At 33.3% G+C, this 17,079-nt stretch carries 13 protein-coding genes; 9 read left to right on the top strand and 4 right to left on the bottom strand.

Annotated elements, in window-relative coordinates; translation table 11 throughout:
• Positions 1 to 11 precede the first annotated feature (11 nt).
• The 3 genes from RCH19_RS08345 to RCH19_RS08335 form a co-directional block, all read right to left on the bottom strand.
• Positions 12 to 3,161 (bottom strand): SusC/RagA family TonB-linked outer membrane protein, encoded by a 3,150-nt coding sequence (locus tag RCH19_RS08345; protein WP_343022833.1) that lies wholly within the window; start codon positions 3,159 to 3,161, stop codon positions 12 to 14.
• A gap of 611 nt (positions 3,162 to 3,772) precedes the next feature.
• The gene (locus RCH19_RS08340; RefSeq protein WP_343022832.1) at positions 3,773 to 4,189 is read right to left on the bottom strand and encodes a DUF6691 family protein; all 417 of its coding nucleotides are present in this window, start codon (positions 4,187 to 4,189) and stop codon (positions 3,773 to 3,775) included.
• A 42-nt stretch (positions 4,190 to 4,231) separates the two neighbouring features.
• Positions 4,232 to 4,792: a YeeE/YedE thiosulfate transporter family protein gene (locus tag RCH19_RS08335; protein ID WP_343022831.1), complete on the bottom strand. Its 561-nt coding sequence runs from the start codon at positions 4,790 to 4,792 to the stop codon at positions 4,232 to 4,234.
• A gap of 241 nt (positions 4,793 to 5,033) precedes the next feature.
• Here RCH19_RS08335 and RCH19_RS08330 point away from each other — a divergent pair, with 241 nt between their 5' ends.
• From RCH19_RS08330 to RCH19_RS08290, 9 genes are all read left to right on the top strand, one after another.
• Positions 5,034 to 6,347 (top strand): TolC family protein, encoded by a 1,314-nt coding sequence (locus RCH19_RS08330; RefSeq protein WP_343022830.1) that lies wholly within the window; start codon positions 5,034 to 5,036, stop codon positions 6,345 to 6,347.
• Positions 6,348 to 6,407: 60 nt separating this feature from the next.
• Positions 6,408 to 7,484 carry an efflux RND transporter periplasmic adaptor subunit gene (locus RCH19_RS08325; protein WP_343022829.1) on the top strand — a complete coding sequence of 359 codons (1,077 nt, stop codon included), beginning with the start codon at positions 6,408 to 6,410 and terminating at the stop codon, positions 7,482 to 7,484.
• A 155-nt stretch (positions 7,485 to 7,639) separates the two neighbouring features.
• Entirely contained in the window at positions 7,640 to 10,873 is a 3,234-nt protein-coding gene (locus RCH19_RS08320; RefSeq protein ID WP_343022828.1) for an efflux RND transporter permease subunit, read from the top strand.
• A gap of 18 nt (positions 10,874 to 10,891) precedes the next feature.
• Complete coding sequence (locus RCH19_RS08315; protein ID WP_121925405.1) at positions 10,892 to 11,197, top strand: hypothetical protein; 306 nt, start codon at positions 10,892 to 10,894, stop codon at positions 11,195 to 11,197.
• A 49-nt stretch (positions 11,198 to 11,246) separates the two neighbouring features.
• Positions 11,247 to 11,432: a DUF2892 domain-containing protein gene (locus RCH19_RS08310; RefSeq protein WP_343022827.1), complete on the top strand. Its 186-nt coding sequence runs from the start codon at positions 11,247 to 11,249 to the stop codon at positions 11,430 to 11,432.
• Between the two features lie 249 nt (positions 11,433 to 11,681).
• Positions 11,682 to 12,134 carry a 2-dehydro-3-deoxyphosphooctonate aldolase gene (locus tag RCH19_RS08305; protein WP_343022852.1) on the top strand — a complete coding sequence of 151 codons (453 nt, stop codon included), beginning with the start codon at positions 11,682 to 11,684 and terminating at the stop codon, positions 12,132 to 12,134.
• A 216-nt stretch (positions 12,135 to 12,350) separates the two neighbouring features.
• Positions 12,351 to 13,169, top strand: coding sequence for a 3-deoxy-8-phosphooctulonate synthase (kdsA, locus tag RCH19_RS08300; protein WP_121925406.1), 819 nt, complete (start codon positions 12,351 to 12,353; stop codon positions 13,167 to 13,169).
• A gap of 17 nt (positions 13,170 to 13,186) precedes the next feature.
• The gene (locus tag RCH19_RS08295) at positions 13,187 to 14,041 is read left to right on the top strand and encodes a hypothetical protein (protein WP_343022826.1); all 855 of its coding nucleotides are present in this window, start codon (positions 13,187 to 13,189) and stop codon (positions 14,039 to 14,041) included.
• A gap of 284 nt (positions 14,042 to 14,325) precedes the next feature.
• The gene (locus RCH19_RS08290) at positions 14,326 to 15,423 is read left to right on the top strand and encodes a PAS domain-containing sensor histidine kinase (protein ID WP_343022825.1); all 1,098 of its coding nucleotides are present in this window, start codon (positions 14,326 to 14,328) and stop codon (positions 15,421 to 15,423) included.
• A 48-nt stretch (positions 15,424 to 15,471) separates the two neighbouring features.
• Here the strand turns inward: RCH19_RS08290 and RCH19_RS08285 are convergent, their stop codons facing one another.
• Positions 15,472 to 16,848: a M20/M25/M40 family metallo-hydrolase gene (locus tag RCH19_RS08285; protein WP_343022824.1), complete on the bottom strand. Its 1,377-nt coding sequence runs from the start codon at positions 16,846 to 16,848 to the stop codon at positions 15,472 to 15,474.
• Positions 16,849 to 17,079: the final 231 nt, after the last annotated feature.

Raw genomic sequence — 17,079 nt, 5'->3', positions numbered from 1 at the left:
TCTTATTTCAATTACAACTTAACACTTAGGTTTAAACCATAACTTCTGGTTCTTGGTACGCCAAATTGTTCTACACCTTGCGCATTTCCTGCACTAAATACAGACTCAGGGTCAATACCAGGCGTTTTCTTATATAAAATGAATAAATTTCTTGCTACGAAAGAAACAGTAATCGAATTAACTTTAGACAAAAAAGAAATTTTCTCCAATGGTAGCTGATATCCTAAAATAACTTGTCTCAACTTTACAAAGCTAGCATCGTAAACAAATTCAGAAGAAATATTTCTAAAACCGTCGTAGTACGTTCTTAAATCAGCTGGAGCGATTGTCATATTTACTGGGTTTCCACTTCTATCAACCCCTGAAATAGGCAATCCTGATTCTCTCCCTTCAAGAGTAAGTTTTGTCAATCCCATACGTGTTCCGTAAAGATTTGTTCCTGAGTATAAACTTCCTCCAAATTTTCCATCTATAAGAAAACTAAAATTGAAATTTTTATATTTAAAATCATTGTTGAAACCTATTCCCACTGGGTGCACACCCTCTCCCAATTTCTCTAGAGGACCTTGGACAAGTGTTGCTGAACCTCCTGATACATTATACACTTTATTCCCGCTAGCATCTAGTAAAGGCTTGTATCCTTTTATAATGCTGTAAGGACCTCCCACATCACTAGTAATTGTAACATAACCATTTACAGAACTAGCCATTGTAAGTGATTCTACACCCTCAGCAAGTGATTCTACGACATTTTTATTATAAGAACCGTTAATGCTGGTTTCCCAAGAAAAATTGTCCGTGCGAATTGCTTTAGCGCTTAATAAAAGTTCGATACCTTTATTTCTCATCTTACCGATGTTTAACAAAGCAGAATTGAAACCAGATGCAGGAGATATCGTAGATTCAACAATATCATTAGTTGTTGCTCTATTGTACCAAGCAAAATCTAAGTACAATTTATTATTGAAAAAAGATAGGTCTGTACCAATTTCAATAGTGGTTGAAGTCAATGGACTTAATCCTGAATTTGCTACTCTAGTTCCCGTCAAACCTTGTAATTGTTGACCAATATGACCTCCTTGTCTAATAGAATAGGAGTTATTTAAAACATAAGGTTCTGGTGTTGCTCCACCTACTTGAGCCCATGAACTTCTTAATTTTGCGAATGAAATCCATGACGGCATTGGTACTATTTCCGAAAGAATAATACTTGTCCCTACAGATGGATAAAATATAGTATTATTCTCTGGAGATAGAGTCGAAAACCAGTCTTGGCGACCTGTTAATGATAGATATACCAGATTTTTGTAGTCTAAATCTAAAGCACCATAAACTGAATTTGTTTTTGTTTTTCCATAAGGATAACTGTAGTTCAAAGTGGAAAAATTAGAAAGAGAATAAAAGTCAGGAAGCGTCATACCAGAGCCATTAACGGCCTCTTCGTCCCTAAGATTTGTCTTAGAATTTAATCCCACAATTGCGTTCAATGAAATATCTTTATAAATATCCTTTTTATTGTAGTTTAAAGAAAGTTCAGAATTACGATTTATCAAATTCACTTTGTTACTTTGAACATAACCAATAGGATTATTCAACGTCGTTAAGGGTAAATAACCAAAGAATTTATAGTTAGTCAAATCTTGTCCTACCCTACCTTGCAAAAATAATTCAGGAGTTACATTAACTTTCAAATTTAACATACTTATAAAGCGGTCTTTGGTGTCGTAATTTTTTATTTTATTAACAACAAACAGTGGATTAGAAGCAATAGGAACTGGATTCCATGGCATCTCTATTCCGTTCTCGTCATAACCATTACCTAAACTTCTTATATCAACCGTATTTGCAATCATATAGGTTCCCCAGTTCGGATTCGACTCGGCGTCAGATACCGTTGGTCTATTATTTGATTGCTCATTATTATATTGTACTACGGCATCAAGGTGCAACCAACTCGTTAAATTTAATTCAGAGGCAAGATTAATGGTCTTTCTATTAAAATCAGAGTTAGGAACAATACTTTTATTTTCCATATTTGAAAAGGATAATCTTCCGGTTGCAATTTCGCTTCCTCCAGTAAGAGCTAGCGTATTTGTAAAAGTTTCTCCCATTCTATAAAAGTTCTTTATGTTATTTCGTTGTGCAACATAAGGTCTTTTCACTCCATCAAATTGAATCACATCGCTTCCGTCAATTTTAGCACCCCAAGACCAGCGACCAGTAGCAAGAGCTTCTGCTTCAGTAACGGGTTTCATACCTAGCTGTCCTTGTCCATATTCATACTGCCAATCTGGTTTTATGGAAGGTGTTTCAACAGTATAATTTGAGTTGTACTCCACTCCTATTCCTTTTTGTGCAGTTCCTGTTTTAGTTCGTATCAATATCACACCATTAGCAGCCATAGATCCATAAAGCGCAGCAGCAGTTCCTCCTTTTAAGATTGTTATGCTCTTAATATCATCTGGATTAATTCCTGAAATACCATCGCCTCTATCCACGTTCATTCGCTCTCCATTACCTATCATTGGAAGATTTAATTGCGTATTGTCTAATGGCAAATCATTCACCACATACATGGGCTGGTTATTTCCGTTTAAGGAACCGTTACCTCTAATAACAACACGGCTTGATCCATTTGCACCCGTGGAAGTGCTAGTGGCATTTACACCAGCAATTTTTCCAACTAAAGCAGTAGCGATACTTACCTCTTTTGACTTTGCGAAATCTGTTCCTTTCAGCTCTGTAACCGAATTTGTAACTGCCTTGGTTGATTTTTTTACACCTAATGCTGTTATGATAACTTGGTTAAGCATGTTTTCTGCTTCGATTAAAGAGACTACCAAATTTTTTTCATTAGCTGAAATATTGACTTCCTTATTGTCAAATCCCATATAGCTAACTATTAAAGTCGATTTATCCTGCGGTAATTTCAGCGTAAAAAAACCCTGCTCATCTGTTACAGTTGAAAAATTCCTATTCCCTTTAACATAAATTGTTGCACTTATAATAGGCAATCCATCCACTTGGCTGATTACTTTTCCTGAAATAAGCTGCTGGTTAATCTGCTTATCTGAAACTTGTGCTTTTGTGGAAACTTCTTGTGCTTTTGTGGATAGCGACATACAACCCAACAAAAACAGTGTTAATAGTTTACGATTCATAATTAGTTTTTTTTCATGGTGGTTAGTTTAATAATTTCAAATATAAAACTAAAATTGAATAATTTGCATATTTTTTGCAAATAAAAAAAATAACTGCATTTTTTTTGAAAAATATAGTTTTAATTAAGTTATTTATTACAATATGCTAGTAGATTTAAAACAAATAATATATTAGATTTAGAATAGTAATATGTTTTTTGCATTTATTTTGCATTTAGAGAAATACATATTGTAATTTTTTTTTGGAGTATTTAAAAAAATACGATCGTATAATTGTATTCTAATTGAACTGAGACTCAAAACAAATTATCATAAAAATGAGATTTAGTAGAAGACGATAATATTAGTGTCAATTCAAAAAAACAACGTAGAAAGTTTGCTTTGTTATGCTACGAAAACAATTCCGTTAATACTTCAGTGATTAATTTTGTTAAAGGAGTTGAGTGCATTACTATTTTATATTCCGTCACTTCTCGATTGAAAGAACGAGAGTTTGGATCTATGAGTATTTCACTATCAAACAAAAAAAAAGCTGCAATTTCCGAAGAAATTGCAGCTTTTTATCTACTATTTTAACCCAATGATTTACGAGACTCGTGAATTAATGAAATCTAATGAGGTAATTTATTCTTTAGTAAACCATATAAATAAGTGCCTAAAAGTGCTCCAAAAAGCACTATAAAAACAATCCAAAATCCTGCTCCTATCAATATAAATATTGGTCCTGGACATGAACCAACTAATGCCCAACCCAGTCCAAATAATATTCCACCAATCCAATAACGAGCGGAACCTTTTTCTTTGTCTTCAATTACTATTGGTTCTCCTTTAATATCTTTAATATTTTTTCTTTTAATCAATTGTATTCCAATCACTCCTACCAAAATTGCTACTGAAATAATTCCGTACATGTGGAATGATTGAAATTGGAACATCTCGTAGATTCGATACCACGAAACAGCTTCTGATTTGGTTAGGACTATTCCAAAAATAAATCCAACTACTAAGTATTTTAATATATTTTTCATGATATGTTTTCTAATGTTTACTATTTGATTGTTGACGAATTATTAGCTTAAAAGTAATGGCAATAAAAAATGTGCCATGATTAAGCCACCAATAAAGAAGCCAATAACTGCTTTCAAAGAAGGAATTTGTAAATTACTTAAACCAGAAATCGCGTGACCAGAAGTACAACCTCCAGCATAGCGTGATCCAAAACCAATTAAAAGACCACCAATTAATAAGATAGCTATAATCTTAGGTGACTGTAAAATTTCTGTTCCAAAAAGTGCTTGTGGCATTAATTTACCGTTAGGCGCATCAATTCCCATTTCAGCCAATTGTTCTATAGTCTGAGGATTTATAGAAACATTCGAAGGATCACTCATGAAATTGACAGCAACAAATCCACCTATCATAGCTCCTAAAACGACTACTAAATTCCAGCGCTGCGCTTTCCAGTCAAAGTCAAAGAAGGATACTTTTTTACCTAATCCAGCAATCGAACATAACGAACGCAAATTAGAAGACATACCGAACGTTTTTCCAAAATAAATTAAGCAAAGCATAATCAATCCTATTATCAATCCTGAAACGTACCATGGCCACGTTTGAAAAATCATTTCCATATTTTATTTTTTTACAAAGATAGAACGCATTTTCAATAAAAGGAAGCGCTAAAGCAATGAAAGTAACTATATAAACTGATACCTCAGTTTACAAATACACGACTAATAAAAAACTAAAATTCAAATACACTATAATCCAATTCTTTAAAAATTATAGGATTTAAATAGCATGTGTGACTTATGTTACTGAGCACGCTATTTTGTCAATCTATCTTTGCTTCATAAACCTGATACAATAATTATGAAGAATATAAATTTTATACTGCTCATCGGAATTTTGACCATTTTCAATGTTGCATTTAGTCAAGACACATTGATTATTTCCAAAAAGGATATTTGGATAAAAGCAGCTGATAAGAACTTACAAATAAAAATTTCAGATCAAGACTTTAAATCCGCACAAGCAGATTACAGACAATCAAATTCGTTGTTTTTGCCAAGTATTTCAGCTTCACATACGGCCATTTCTACAACAAATCCTTTGATGGCTTTTGGATCTAAACTAAATCAGGAAATTTTGACAGCCTCCGATTTTGATCCAGCTTTACTTAACAATCCAGCGCGAACAAAAAACTTCGCGACCAAATTTGAAGTTTTACAACCTTTAATAAATATAGACGGAATTTATGGAAGGCAAGCCGCTAAAGCGAAAATGGAAGCGTATGCTTTACAGACGGAACGCACTAAAGAATATTTAGAGCTGGAGGTGAACAAAGCTTTTATGGAATTACAATTAGGGTATAGAGCTGTAGCAGTTTTAGAAAAAGCTAATATAACGGGAGATGCTAATTTAAAATTGATACAAAACTATTTTAAACAAGGCATTCTTCAAAAAACGGATTTACTATCTGTGCAAGTTCGTGTAAATGAAATACAAAATCAGTTGCAATACGCTAAAAGTAATGTGCAAAACGCATCTGATTATTTAGCCTTTCTTTTAAATGAAGACAACACTAATAAGGTCTACAAACCACTTGAAGAGCTGGACAATCTAATTGCATTGGAAAGAATAAATACTACTCTTTCTATTGATAGAAAAGACATTCAAGCGATGGATAAATCATCGGAAGCTTACGCCAAAATGTTACAGTCTAGTAAAATGAATTTCTTACCAAGATTAAATGCTTTTGGAAGCTACGAGTTATACGATGATACTTTGTTTGGAACCAATGCTAAAGGGTATTTAGTTGGAGCACAGTTATCTTGGAGTTTGTTCGACGGTTACAAATCAATTGGAAAAATGGAAAAAGCAAAAGCAGAATTCCAAAAATCAGAGATTGAAACGCAACAATATAAAGCAAAAAGCCAGTTGGAATTAAACAAAGCAGATCGTCAATTGAAAGATGCAGAGAACAAAGTGAATCTTTCTAAACTAGCTTTAGAACAATCACAAGAAGCCTATCGCATTAGGAATAATCGCTTTACACAAGGTTTAGAAAAAACTACCGACTTGTTACAATCAGAAACACTGATGTTTCAAAAAGAATTGGAGTTTTTACAAGCAGTTTTCGAATATAATTTTACTCAAAACTATTTACATTTTTTAACGAAATAAAGAAATTAAAATTCCATTACAATTGCAAAAGTCAATTGCAAAATCAATAAACACAAAACTATGAAAAAGATATTTATACCCTTATTAGCAGTAATTCTTTTAGCTTCTTGTAACAGCGAAAAGAAACAAGAAATCGTAAAAGAACCTGCTATCGCTGTGAAAGTAAGCGGACTTTCTGAAAATAGCAACAGTCCTTTTGTGACTGCAAGTGGAAAAATTGAAGCTAAGAATAGTGCCAACTTAAGTACTAGAATGATGGGGTATGTAACCAAAGTTCATGTACAAGTAGGTCAAAAAGTACATGCTGGACAATTATTAGTTAGCATTAACAATACGGATTTACAAGCTAAAAGAGCGCAAGTTGATGCGAGTATTCTTCAAGCTACTGCAGGATTTAACAGTGCTAAAAAAGATTACGATCGTTTTGTGAATTTGTTCAAAATGCAAAGTGCTTCCCAAAAAGAATTAGATGATATGACTGCACGCTACGAAATGGCAAAAGCGGGATTAGAAGGTGCAAAACAAATGCGAAACGAAGTAATGGCGCAATTTTCTTATTCGAATATTACGGCTCCATTTGCTGGCGTGGTTACCAATACATTTATCAAACAAGGTGATATGGCTAATCCAGGAATGCCTTTAGTAAGTGTTGAAGGTGCCTCTAAATTGCAAGTACTGGCAATGGTTTCTGAAAATGATATTGCCGAAATTACAAAAGGAATGCCAGTTAGTGTTTTAGTAAAATCATCTAATGAGAAATTAAGCGGAAAAGTAAGCGAGGTAAGTATCTCGGCTACTAATACGGGTGGTCAATATTTAGTAAAAGTAGATTTAGATAAGACAGACGCTATTGTTTTATCAGGAATGTTTGTCAATGTTCAGTTTCCAATTGCAAACAAAGCAAACACATCAAAAAGTGAAGTAATATTAGTACCAGAATCCGCATTAGTAAAACAAGGACAACTGACTGGAATTTATACTATTGGAACTGGAAATGTAGCCATATTAAGATGGTTGCGTGTTGGGAAAAACTTTGGCGACCAAGTTGAAGTTTTGTCTGGACTTTCGGCAGATGAACAATATATTGTTTCGGCAGATGGAAAATTATACAATGGAGTTCCTGTGAGTGTTCAATAAAAAGTGTTCCGCTTTCATTTTAGATAAATAAGAAGATTTTGTCATTAATTCTGCGTGAGGGATAGCAGTGAAAATCCCACGCTTTTTAGCGTGGATTGTAACGTATAGCCCGACCCGACCTTTTGAGAGGGTCACGCCCAAATAAATAAAAAATTATGCAAGAAGGTATTTCAGGTAAAATAGCCAATTTATTCATGAACTCTAAACTGACCATCTTATTGATGATTGGTTTGATGATTATTGGAGTTTACAGTTCGTTTTTAATTCCTAGAGAAGAAGAGCCGCAAATTAATGTACCAATGGCGGACATTTTAGTTGGTTATCCAGGAGCAAGTCCGTCAGAGGTTGAAAGTCGTGTGGCAAAACCGCTAGAGAAAATAATATCCAACATAAAAGGGGTTGAGCATGTGCATACGATGGCTATGAACGGTCAAGCCATGATTATTGTACAGTTTTATGTAGGTCAAGATGTGGAGCGCTCCTATGTGAAATTGTACGATGAGTTAGCGAAACATGAGGATATGTTTCCAAAAGGAGTGTATAAACCAATGGTAAAAACACGTTCGATTGACGATGTTCCGATGCTGGGAATTACTTTATGGAGCGAAAAAGAAGATGCTTTTCAAATTCGACAAATTGCTGAAGAAATAACTTCGGAGATTGAGAAAATCAAAGATGTAGCTATTACAAAAGAAATTGGAGGAAGTAATCGTGCGCTAAAAGTAATTTTAGACAAAGATAAAATGGCCGAAAATGGCGTTGATGCTTTAGGAATTATGCAAATGATTCAGGCTAACAACGGCAGTTCGCAATCGGGTGGTTTTGTTCAAAATGACCAAGAGTATTTGGTCACAACTGGACAATTTTTATCGAATGCTGAAGATGTAGAAAACTTAGTGGTTGGTATTAATAAAAACATGCCTGTATATTTGAAGCAAGTGGCTAAAGTGCAAGATGGACCAGAAACCCCTCGCAGTTATGTGTCTTTTGGATACGGTAAAGCCAATGAAAAATTTAATATAGCCAAGTCAGAATATCCTGCTGTTACTATTTCTGTAGGTAAAGTAAAAGGAGCTGATGCGATGAAAATTTCGGAGAAAATCCTTCACAAAGTAGAATTATTGAAGAAAGATTTAATTCCGAATGATGTTCATGTTGAAGTAACTCGAAATTATGGTGAAACAGCTTCGGATAAAGTAGGTGAACTTTTATTTCATTTATTTATTGCGATTGCGGCTGTAACAGTTTTAGTGATGCTGGCCATGGGATGGCGCGGTGGATTAGTGGTGTTTTTCTCCGTTCCATTAACTTTTGCGTTGACTTTATTTAGCTATTATTTATTGGATTACACTTTAAATAGAATTACACTATTTGCACTCGTTTTTGTGGTGGGAATTGTGGTTGATGATAGTATCATTATTGCCGAAAATATGCACCGCCATTTTAAGATGAAGCGACTACCGTTTAAACAAGCTGCTATTTATGCGATAAACGAAGTTGGAAATCCAACAATCTTAGCCACTTTTACGGTAATTGCAGCTATTTTACCAATGGCTTTCGTATCAGGAATGATGGGACCCTATATGAGTCCGATGCCTATAGGAGCTTCGATAGCGATGATATTATCCTTATTTGTAGCCTTGACGGTAACTCCTTATTTAGGATATCATTTACTTCAAGAAAAAGATACACAAGAACATAAAGAAGCGGAAGGACTAGAAACGAGTCGTATCTATAAAATATATAATAAGTTAGAGCGTCCATTATTAGAAAGTAGCTCCAAAAGAAGAATACTTTTAGCGGTAACTATTTTGTTATTAATTGGTTCGGTATTTATGTTTTTCACCAAATCGGTGGTGGTAAAAATGTTGCCTTTTGATAATAAAAATGAGTTCCAAGTAGTGATTGATATGCCAGAGGGAACTACGTTAGAACGCACAACAGCGGTAACTAAGGAAATTGCGCAATACCTCTCAACTAGATCAGAAGTGGTTAATTATCAGAATTATATTGGAACCTCCGCTCCTATCACGTTCAACGGTTTAGTGCGTCATTATGATATGCGTGGTGGTAGTAATATGGCCGACATTCAAGTTAATTTACTACACAAGGAAGACAGAACGATTCAAAGTCATGCTATTGCGAGAGATATGCGTGCCGATGTGCAGAAGATTGCTAAGAAATATGGTGCGAATGTAAAACTAATTGAAGTGCCTCCAGGACCGCCAGTCTTATCAACTTTAGTTGCTGAGATTTATGGCGGACCTAATTATAACGAGCAAATAAAAGTAGCGAAGCAAGTAAAAACTATTTTAGAAAATACGGCTGATGTAGTCGATATCGATTGGATGGTTGAGGACAATCAAGTAGAATACAAACTCGAAATAGACAAAGAAAAAGCAATGCTAAACGGAATTGCGCCACAGCAAGTAGTGGGGAATCTTACCTATTTACTGAAAGAATATCCTATTTCTAATTTGTACGATGAAAATTCAAATGATAATGTAGCAATCGTTCTTTCTCTTGACGACAAAGACAAAACAAGTTTACAAGACATTCAGAATCTAAAAATCAAAGGAAATCAAGGCAACATGATTCCGGTAAGTGATTTGGTAAAAGTAAAAACAGATACTTTACAAAAAACCATTTATAGAAAAGATCAAAAACGTGTGGTTTATGTAACAGCTGATATGGCTGGAGCTTTAGAAAGTCCTGTATATGCCATTTTAGGAATGAGCGACCAACTGGCTAAAATGAAAGTTCCAAAAGGCTATAAAGTAGAGGAATTGTATATGGAACAACCTACTGACGAAAGTAATTTTACAGTAAAATGGGATGGAGAATGGCAAATAACATTAGAAGTATTCCGTGATTTAGGAGTTGCTTTTATGGTAGCTATTGTCATTATCTACATGTTAATCGTAGGATGGTTCCAGAACTTTAAAACACCAATTGTAATGATGTTGGCTATTCCGTTATCCTTGATTGGGATTGTTTTTGGCCACTGGTTGTTAGGTGCTTATTTTACAGCTACTTCTTTCATTGGGATGATTGCATTAGCTGGTGTAATGGTTCGAAACTCGGTTTTACTGATTGACTTTATAGAGATTAGATTGCAAGACGGAGTTCCGTTGAAACAAGCGATTATAGAAGCTGGAGCGGTAAGAACCTCCCCTATTTTGTTAACCACTGGAGCAGTAGTTATTGGAGCATCGATTATATTATTTGATCCATTGTTTCAAGGATTAGCGATTTCATTAGTGTTTGGAGCGATAGTTTCCACTATTCTAACATTGCTAGTAGTGCCGTTAATTTATTATATAACAGAGAGAAAAAAATGGGAATCCAATTCTGAAATTTCAATCAAGAATGATGATGAAGCATTATAATTTAATAAAATATAAACTATGAAACTACTAATCATAACTGCAGTCTTAGAATTTGAAAAAGACATTAAGGCGATGCTAAAAAAATCTAATGTAAAAACCTTTACTTATAAAGAAGTAAAGGGGTTTACAGATCTTTCTGAAGAAGCTATTGAAAGCAACTGGTTTGCTGGCGATATGAATGAAACGGAATCCATACTCTTTTATGCTTTTGTCAAAAAAGAAAATATTGACTCACTGTTTGATTTGGTTAATGACTTTAATGCAAAACAAGCAGCCAAATCAAACATTCATATTGCTGTGCTGAATATTGAAAAATCTAATTAATAACAACTAAATAAGAGGATGAGCTTCCTTCATCACTCGCCAATATATTATGAAAAATAGAATAGTAAGATTCGTAGCGGGAACATTTATATTAACTAGTTTAATTTTAGCACATTATTTTAGTACTAATTGGTTGTGGCTTACAGCTTTTGTAGGAGCTAATTTATTTCAATCTTCCCTTAGCAAATGGTGCTTATTAGACACTATTTTAGAGAAATTAGGAGTAAAAGATTAGTCAGTAGTAATTAGTGATTAGTGACTAGTTCTTAGCATTTAAGACGTACGAATGAATTAGAATTCTAGAAAAAGAATTATTAGCTTAAGATTACAAATTAAAACAAGTGGATTATTTTGATACTTCTATTGACAAAAAAAACATTTTGTAATCAATAGGACTCAAAGTTCTATTTATCTTTGTGCTGCTCTTCAAAGTTTTTCTTGAGCAATTACAAATCATTTTTAACGTTAAGGATTTATGAACAATATCAAAAAAACTTTTCTTTTTTTAGCATTAGTATTATTAAGTGGTTCCTGCGTGAGCACAAAATCGACTTTAAAAAACGTGGATGATAATGCTCCAAATCTTGTGGTTACAAAAGATAATACTTTTGTGATTACTAAGTATAGCGATGATAAAAAATACGGTTATGACGAAGATTACCCGATCAATATTTTTTATAGAAACACATTAAATGACAAAATTAATCAAGAACGTTTCTTGAATGCTTTGGCTGGGCCAAAAGGCGAAAAAATAACGTACTCAAAATTAGAAAGCTGTTGTCCTTTTCCAACCAAAAGAACGGATCTTGGCGCTGGTTTATTAGATGTTTACGAGTTAAAATGGGAAGGGCAAAAAAAACCTATAAAATTATATTTAAATATTTTTGAAAAAGGAGTCTTAATGGTTCCAGTTGGGCTTAGTTTAAATAAAAAGTAGTGTTGTAATTAAAATGTCTCAAAAATATTTTCAGTTTTTAAGGGCACTGAAAAATATTTTCAATTCTATATGTTATGTTTGATGGAATGGGATTGCTTCGTTCCTCGCAATGACTAATCGTTATTACTAGAGCAGGAAACAGCTTCAAATAAAACGTTAATAGCAAAGTAGTGTCACAAAACCTAACTATCTTTGCACTTTCAAAAAATAACTACTATGAACATACATAAAATTCCTCAAATTAAGCATACTGAAAGCGGCAACTTCTTCCTATTAGCTGGTCCTTGCGCGATTGAAAGTGAAGAAATGGCGATGCGAATTGCTGAAAAATTAGTTGGCATCACTGATAATTTACAAATTCCTTTTGTTTTTAAAGGTTCTTTCAAAAAAGCAAATCGTTCTAGAATCGATAGTTTTTCAGGAATTGGAGACGAAAAAGCACTTAAAATCCTTAGAAAAGTGTCAGAGACATTTCATGTTCCTACAGTTACAGATATTCATACGAATGAAGATGCGGATATGGCGGCACAATATGTGGATGTTTTGCAGATTCCAGCTTTTTTAGTTCGCCAAACGGATCTAGTTGTGGCTGCTGCCAATACTGGAAAAGTAGTAAACTTGAAAAAAGGACAATTTATGAGTCCAGAAAGCATGAAGCACGCGGTACAAAAAGTGTTAGATTGTCAGAATGAAAACGTAATGATTACTGATAGAGGAACCATGTTTGGTTACCAAGATATGATTGTCGATTTTAGAGGAATCCCTACGATGCAACAATATGCTACAACAGTTCTTGATGTAACACACTCGTTACAACAACCCAATCAGACTGCTGGTGTAACTGGTGGAAGACCGGATATGATTGAAACTGTTGCTAAAGCTGGTATTGCAGTAGGCGTTGATGGAATATTTATAGAAACTCATTTTGATCCCGCTAACGCAAAAAGCGACGGTGCTAATATGCTTCATCTAGATTATTTTGAATCGCTAATGACGAAATTAGTAGCGATTAGAAAAACAATAAATACATTTTAATTTTAATACAAAGTTCATTGAAAACTAAAGTTTTATTTTTCGTCTTGTTCGGATTTTCATTAAGCATATTTGCACAAGAAGAAATTAAGGTAGAAAAATATACCGCTCATAATAAAGGAAAATTCTTTGTTTCATGGGGCGGAAATAGGGAAAGCTACACAGACTCTGATGTAACTTTCAAAGGGAAAGATTACAACTTTACAGTTGATAATATGACCGCGCACGATAAACCAAAAGGATGGCATTTGGACTACGTAAATCCTGTAAAAATGACAATTCCTCAAACGAATTTCAGATTAGGATATTATATCTCTGATAACTATAGCGTTACAATTGGTGTGGATCACATGAAGTATGTAATGACACAAGATCAAACTGCTAATGTTTCAGGCGCAATCAATTTACCAATTGCAGATGCGGGCGCAATTCACAATCGCATTTATAATAACACTCCAGTTAATTTTACGGATGAAACATTCTTGAAGTATGAACATACTGACGGATTAAATTACGTACACACCGAGATATCAAGACACGATGATATTTCGAAGTTTCTGGGTCTTCCCAATATTGAAAAAGTTCAAATTAATATAACTGAAGGTTTGGGACTTGGTTTGCTTTATCCTAAAACAAACACAACTTTGCTGGGAAAAGATCGTCATGATGATTTTCATGTTTCTGGTTTTGGCGCTTCCGCAAAAGCGGGACTTAACGTAACATTTTTTAAACATTTTTACATTCAAGGAGAATTGAAAGGTGGTTATATTAATATGCAAGATATTAGAACAACCCAAAGTAAGGAAGATAGCGCGTCACAAGATTTTTTCTTTTTTCAAAGAATAATTGCAGTCGGTGGAATTTTTAGAATATAAAATAATAGGGTTTAGAGTTTCTTTAGAAATTTTTTAAAGTGACCGCAATAAACTTAAATATCTAATGTAAAAAGAAGGCTGGAATTTTAATATTCCAGCCTTCTTTTGTTTTAGGTTATAAATTTGAAAATAATAAATCCTTATTTAGTTAGATTTAAATTCAAAGTTAGTAGAATTCTTGTTTTTTTATATAAATTTGGAAAGAGGCCCAATATTTTAATAAAATAACCTTCCCATATTTGAAAATATAAAATTATTTAAAAACTATAAATCCTGCTAAATCAATGAATTCAAATTCTACTACTACTGATTCTGATGGCAAATATTCATTTGATAATTTTTTCAACATTTCGGCTGATTTAATATGTATTGCAGGCTATGACGGTTACTTTAAGAGAATTAATCCTTCTGTATCAAAATTATTAGGATACAGTGAGGAGGAATTATACGCTAAACCCATAAGTGCATTTGTTTATTCTCCCGATTTAAAATTAACATTAGAAACAAGAGAGCAAGTCTATAAAAACAAACCACTATTAAATTTTGAAAATCGTTATCTCACTAAAAGTGGTGAAATCGTTTGGCTTTCATGGACTTCAATGCCTGTAGATGCAAATCAATTAATCTATGCCATTGCAAAAAACATAACACATAAGAAAAAAGTAGAAGGCGAAAGAAATTTACTTTTAAGTAATCTGACACAAATAAATAAGGAACTGAGAATACTTTCTCATAAAACTTCTCATGATTTAAAGTCCCCTATAAACAATATGTTATCCGTATTTAGTCTGATTGATGTTTCTAAAATTGATGATGAAGAAACACTTGAGCTGATCAATATTTTAAAATTAACAAGCGAAAATTTAAAAGATACATTAAATGATTCTATTGACACTCTAATTGAAAATGCAAACATCAATACTCAGGTTGAAGAGATAAACTTTAATGAATGTCTTATTGAAGTTTTAGTATCGATTAATTCACTAATTGTTGATTCGAAAGCAAGTATTACTTTTGATTTTTCGGAGGTAGAAAATGTAGTTTTTAACAAGGCTTATATTAAAAGCATTTTTTTAAATCTACTTACGAACTCAATTAAATATTCAAAACCATCAAGCGTACCAACAGTTAAAATTCGTTCTACAGTAGTGAACGGAATAAATCAATTAATTTTTTCAGATGAGGGACTTGGTTTCGACCTAGATAAAGTGAAAGATAAGATTTTTGGACTGTATGAAAAATTCCATACAAATGACGATACAAATAGTACGGGAATAGGACTTTATTTAGTTTACAATCACATCACAAGTTTAGGTGGAAGAATTGCTGTAGAAAGTAAAATAAACGAGGGTGCAACATTTACGATTTCATTTAAATATTGAAAAACATAAAAATTGCACCCACATTAATTTTGGTAACTTTTTATTCTATTATTCTATTATTCCATTTTGATCAATAAGATATAATAATGAAGCCATAGTTGCCGCACCTAATTCTAATTCTCTTTTATTAATTGCATCAAAAGTATCATTTGCAGCATGATGATAGTCAAAATAGCGTTGTGAATCTGGTTTTAATCCAGCTTTAACTATCTTTTTAGAAGTTAAAGGATCAATGTCAGAACCTCCATGTCCTTTTGTAAAGCTATGAATTAAGTATGGTTCGAAAAGATTCTTCCATCCTTCGATTCTTTTAAAATTAGCATCGTCTGATTCGAAATTAAAACCCCTTGGAGTAAATCCTCCTGAATCACTTTCCAGAGCAAAAATGTGATTTTCTTTATTCAGTTGTGCTACTTCTTCGTATTTTTTTCCGCCTTTACCACCATTTTCTTCATTCATAAAAAGCACAACGCGTATCGTATTTTTAGGTTTGTATCCAAGATTTTTGAAGATATTGACTGCTTCCATGCTTTGCACCACTCCTGCTCCATCATCATGTGAACCATCTGCTAAATCCCAAGAATCAAGATGTCCTCCCACAACAATTATTTTTTCAGGATGTTCGCTACCTTTTAATTCTCCTATAACATTATATGATAAAACATCTTCCATTTGTTTGCAAGATTGTTTGAAATAAAACTTCAACTTAGAATTACTTTTAAGTGATTTACTTAATAATTCAGCTCCGTTGGTGCTTATAGCTGCTGTTGGAATATATTTTGATTCTGGCAAATCACCATAGCTTTGATTACCTGTATGTGGGAAATCATCTAATCGTAAGTTCATCGAGCGTACAATTGTTCCAACGGCTCCAAATTTTGCTGCTTCCTTAGCACCTGCGTATCTTTGATCTACACAACCTCCGTAAGATTTAAAAGTTTCAATAAGCTCTTGCTCCATCGGTCTGTTAAAAAATACTATTTTACCTTTAACCTTATCTCCTAATGTATTGAGTTCAGCTATTGTTTGCACTTCAATAATTTCAGCGGCAAGACCATTTTTAGAAGTTGCGATAGAACCACCTAAAGCGCATATTGGAACAGAAGTTTTAGCTTTGTTATCCATTATGTAAGCAGTTTCTTTTTCACCTCTTACCCATTTTGGCACCATCACTTCCTGCAAATAGACTTTATCCAAACCAAGAGTTTCTAATTGGGCTTTTGTATATAAAACTGCTTTCTGCGCATTGTCTGAACCCGATAATCGAGATCCTATTTTATTCGAAAGATGATCTAACCACGAGTAACACTTTGAATTTGTTAGCGAAGATTTATAGATTTCTTTAAACATTTGCTCGTCCTTACTTTGAGCCGTCAATGTTACACCGCTAAAAAATAAAGCCGCTAATAGAAAAGTTTTTTTCATAATTTATAAAGGTTAAAATCGATTTTGTTTGGAAGTTTTGATTTGTTATTATCGAGCAATTTCGTGATTAATAACGAATAATTTCACTTCAAGAAGAAAAAATAAAAATTGGAGTAAAAAATCATTATGAAGTTAAGATCATTGCTGAAGAGCTAATTTAATTGTAGTCGTTAAACTTAAATTCTGAGACAGACATTATTATTTCTATTTTAAATTGCTTCGTAAACTTTT

It is taken from the genome of Flavobacterium sp. PL12 (assembly GCF_039123485.1).
Classification (GTDB): domain Bacteria; phylum Bacteroidota; class Bacteroidia; order Flavobacteriales; family Flavobacteriaceae; genus Flavobacterium; species Flavobacterium weaverense.
The sequence above is the reverse complement of the archived record's forward strand: the minus strand, read 5'-3'. Positions and strand labels throughout refer to the sequence as shown.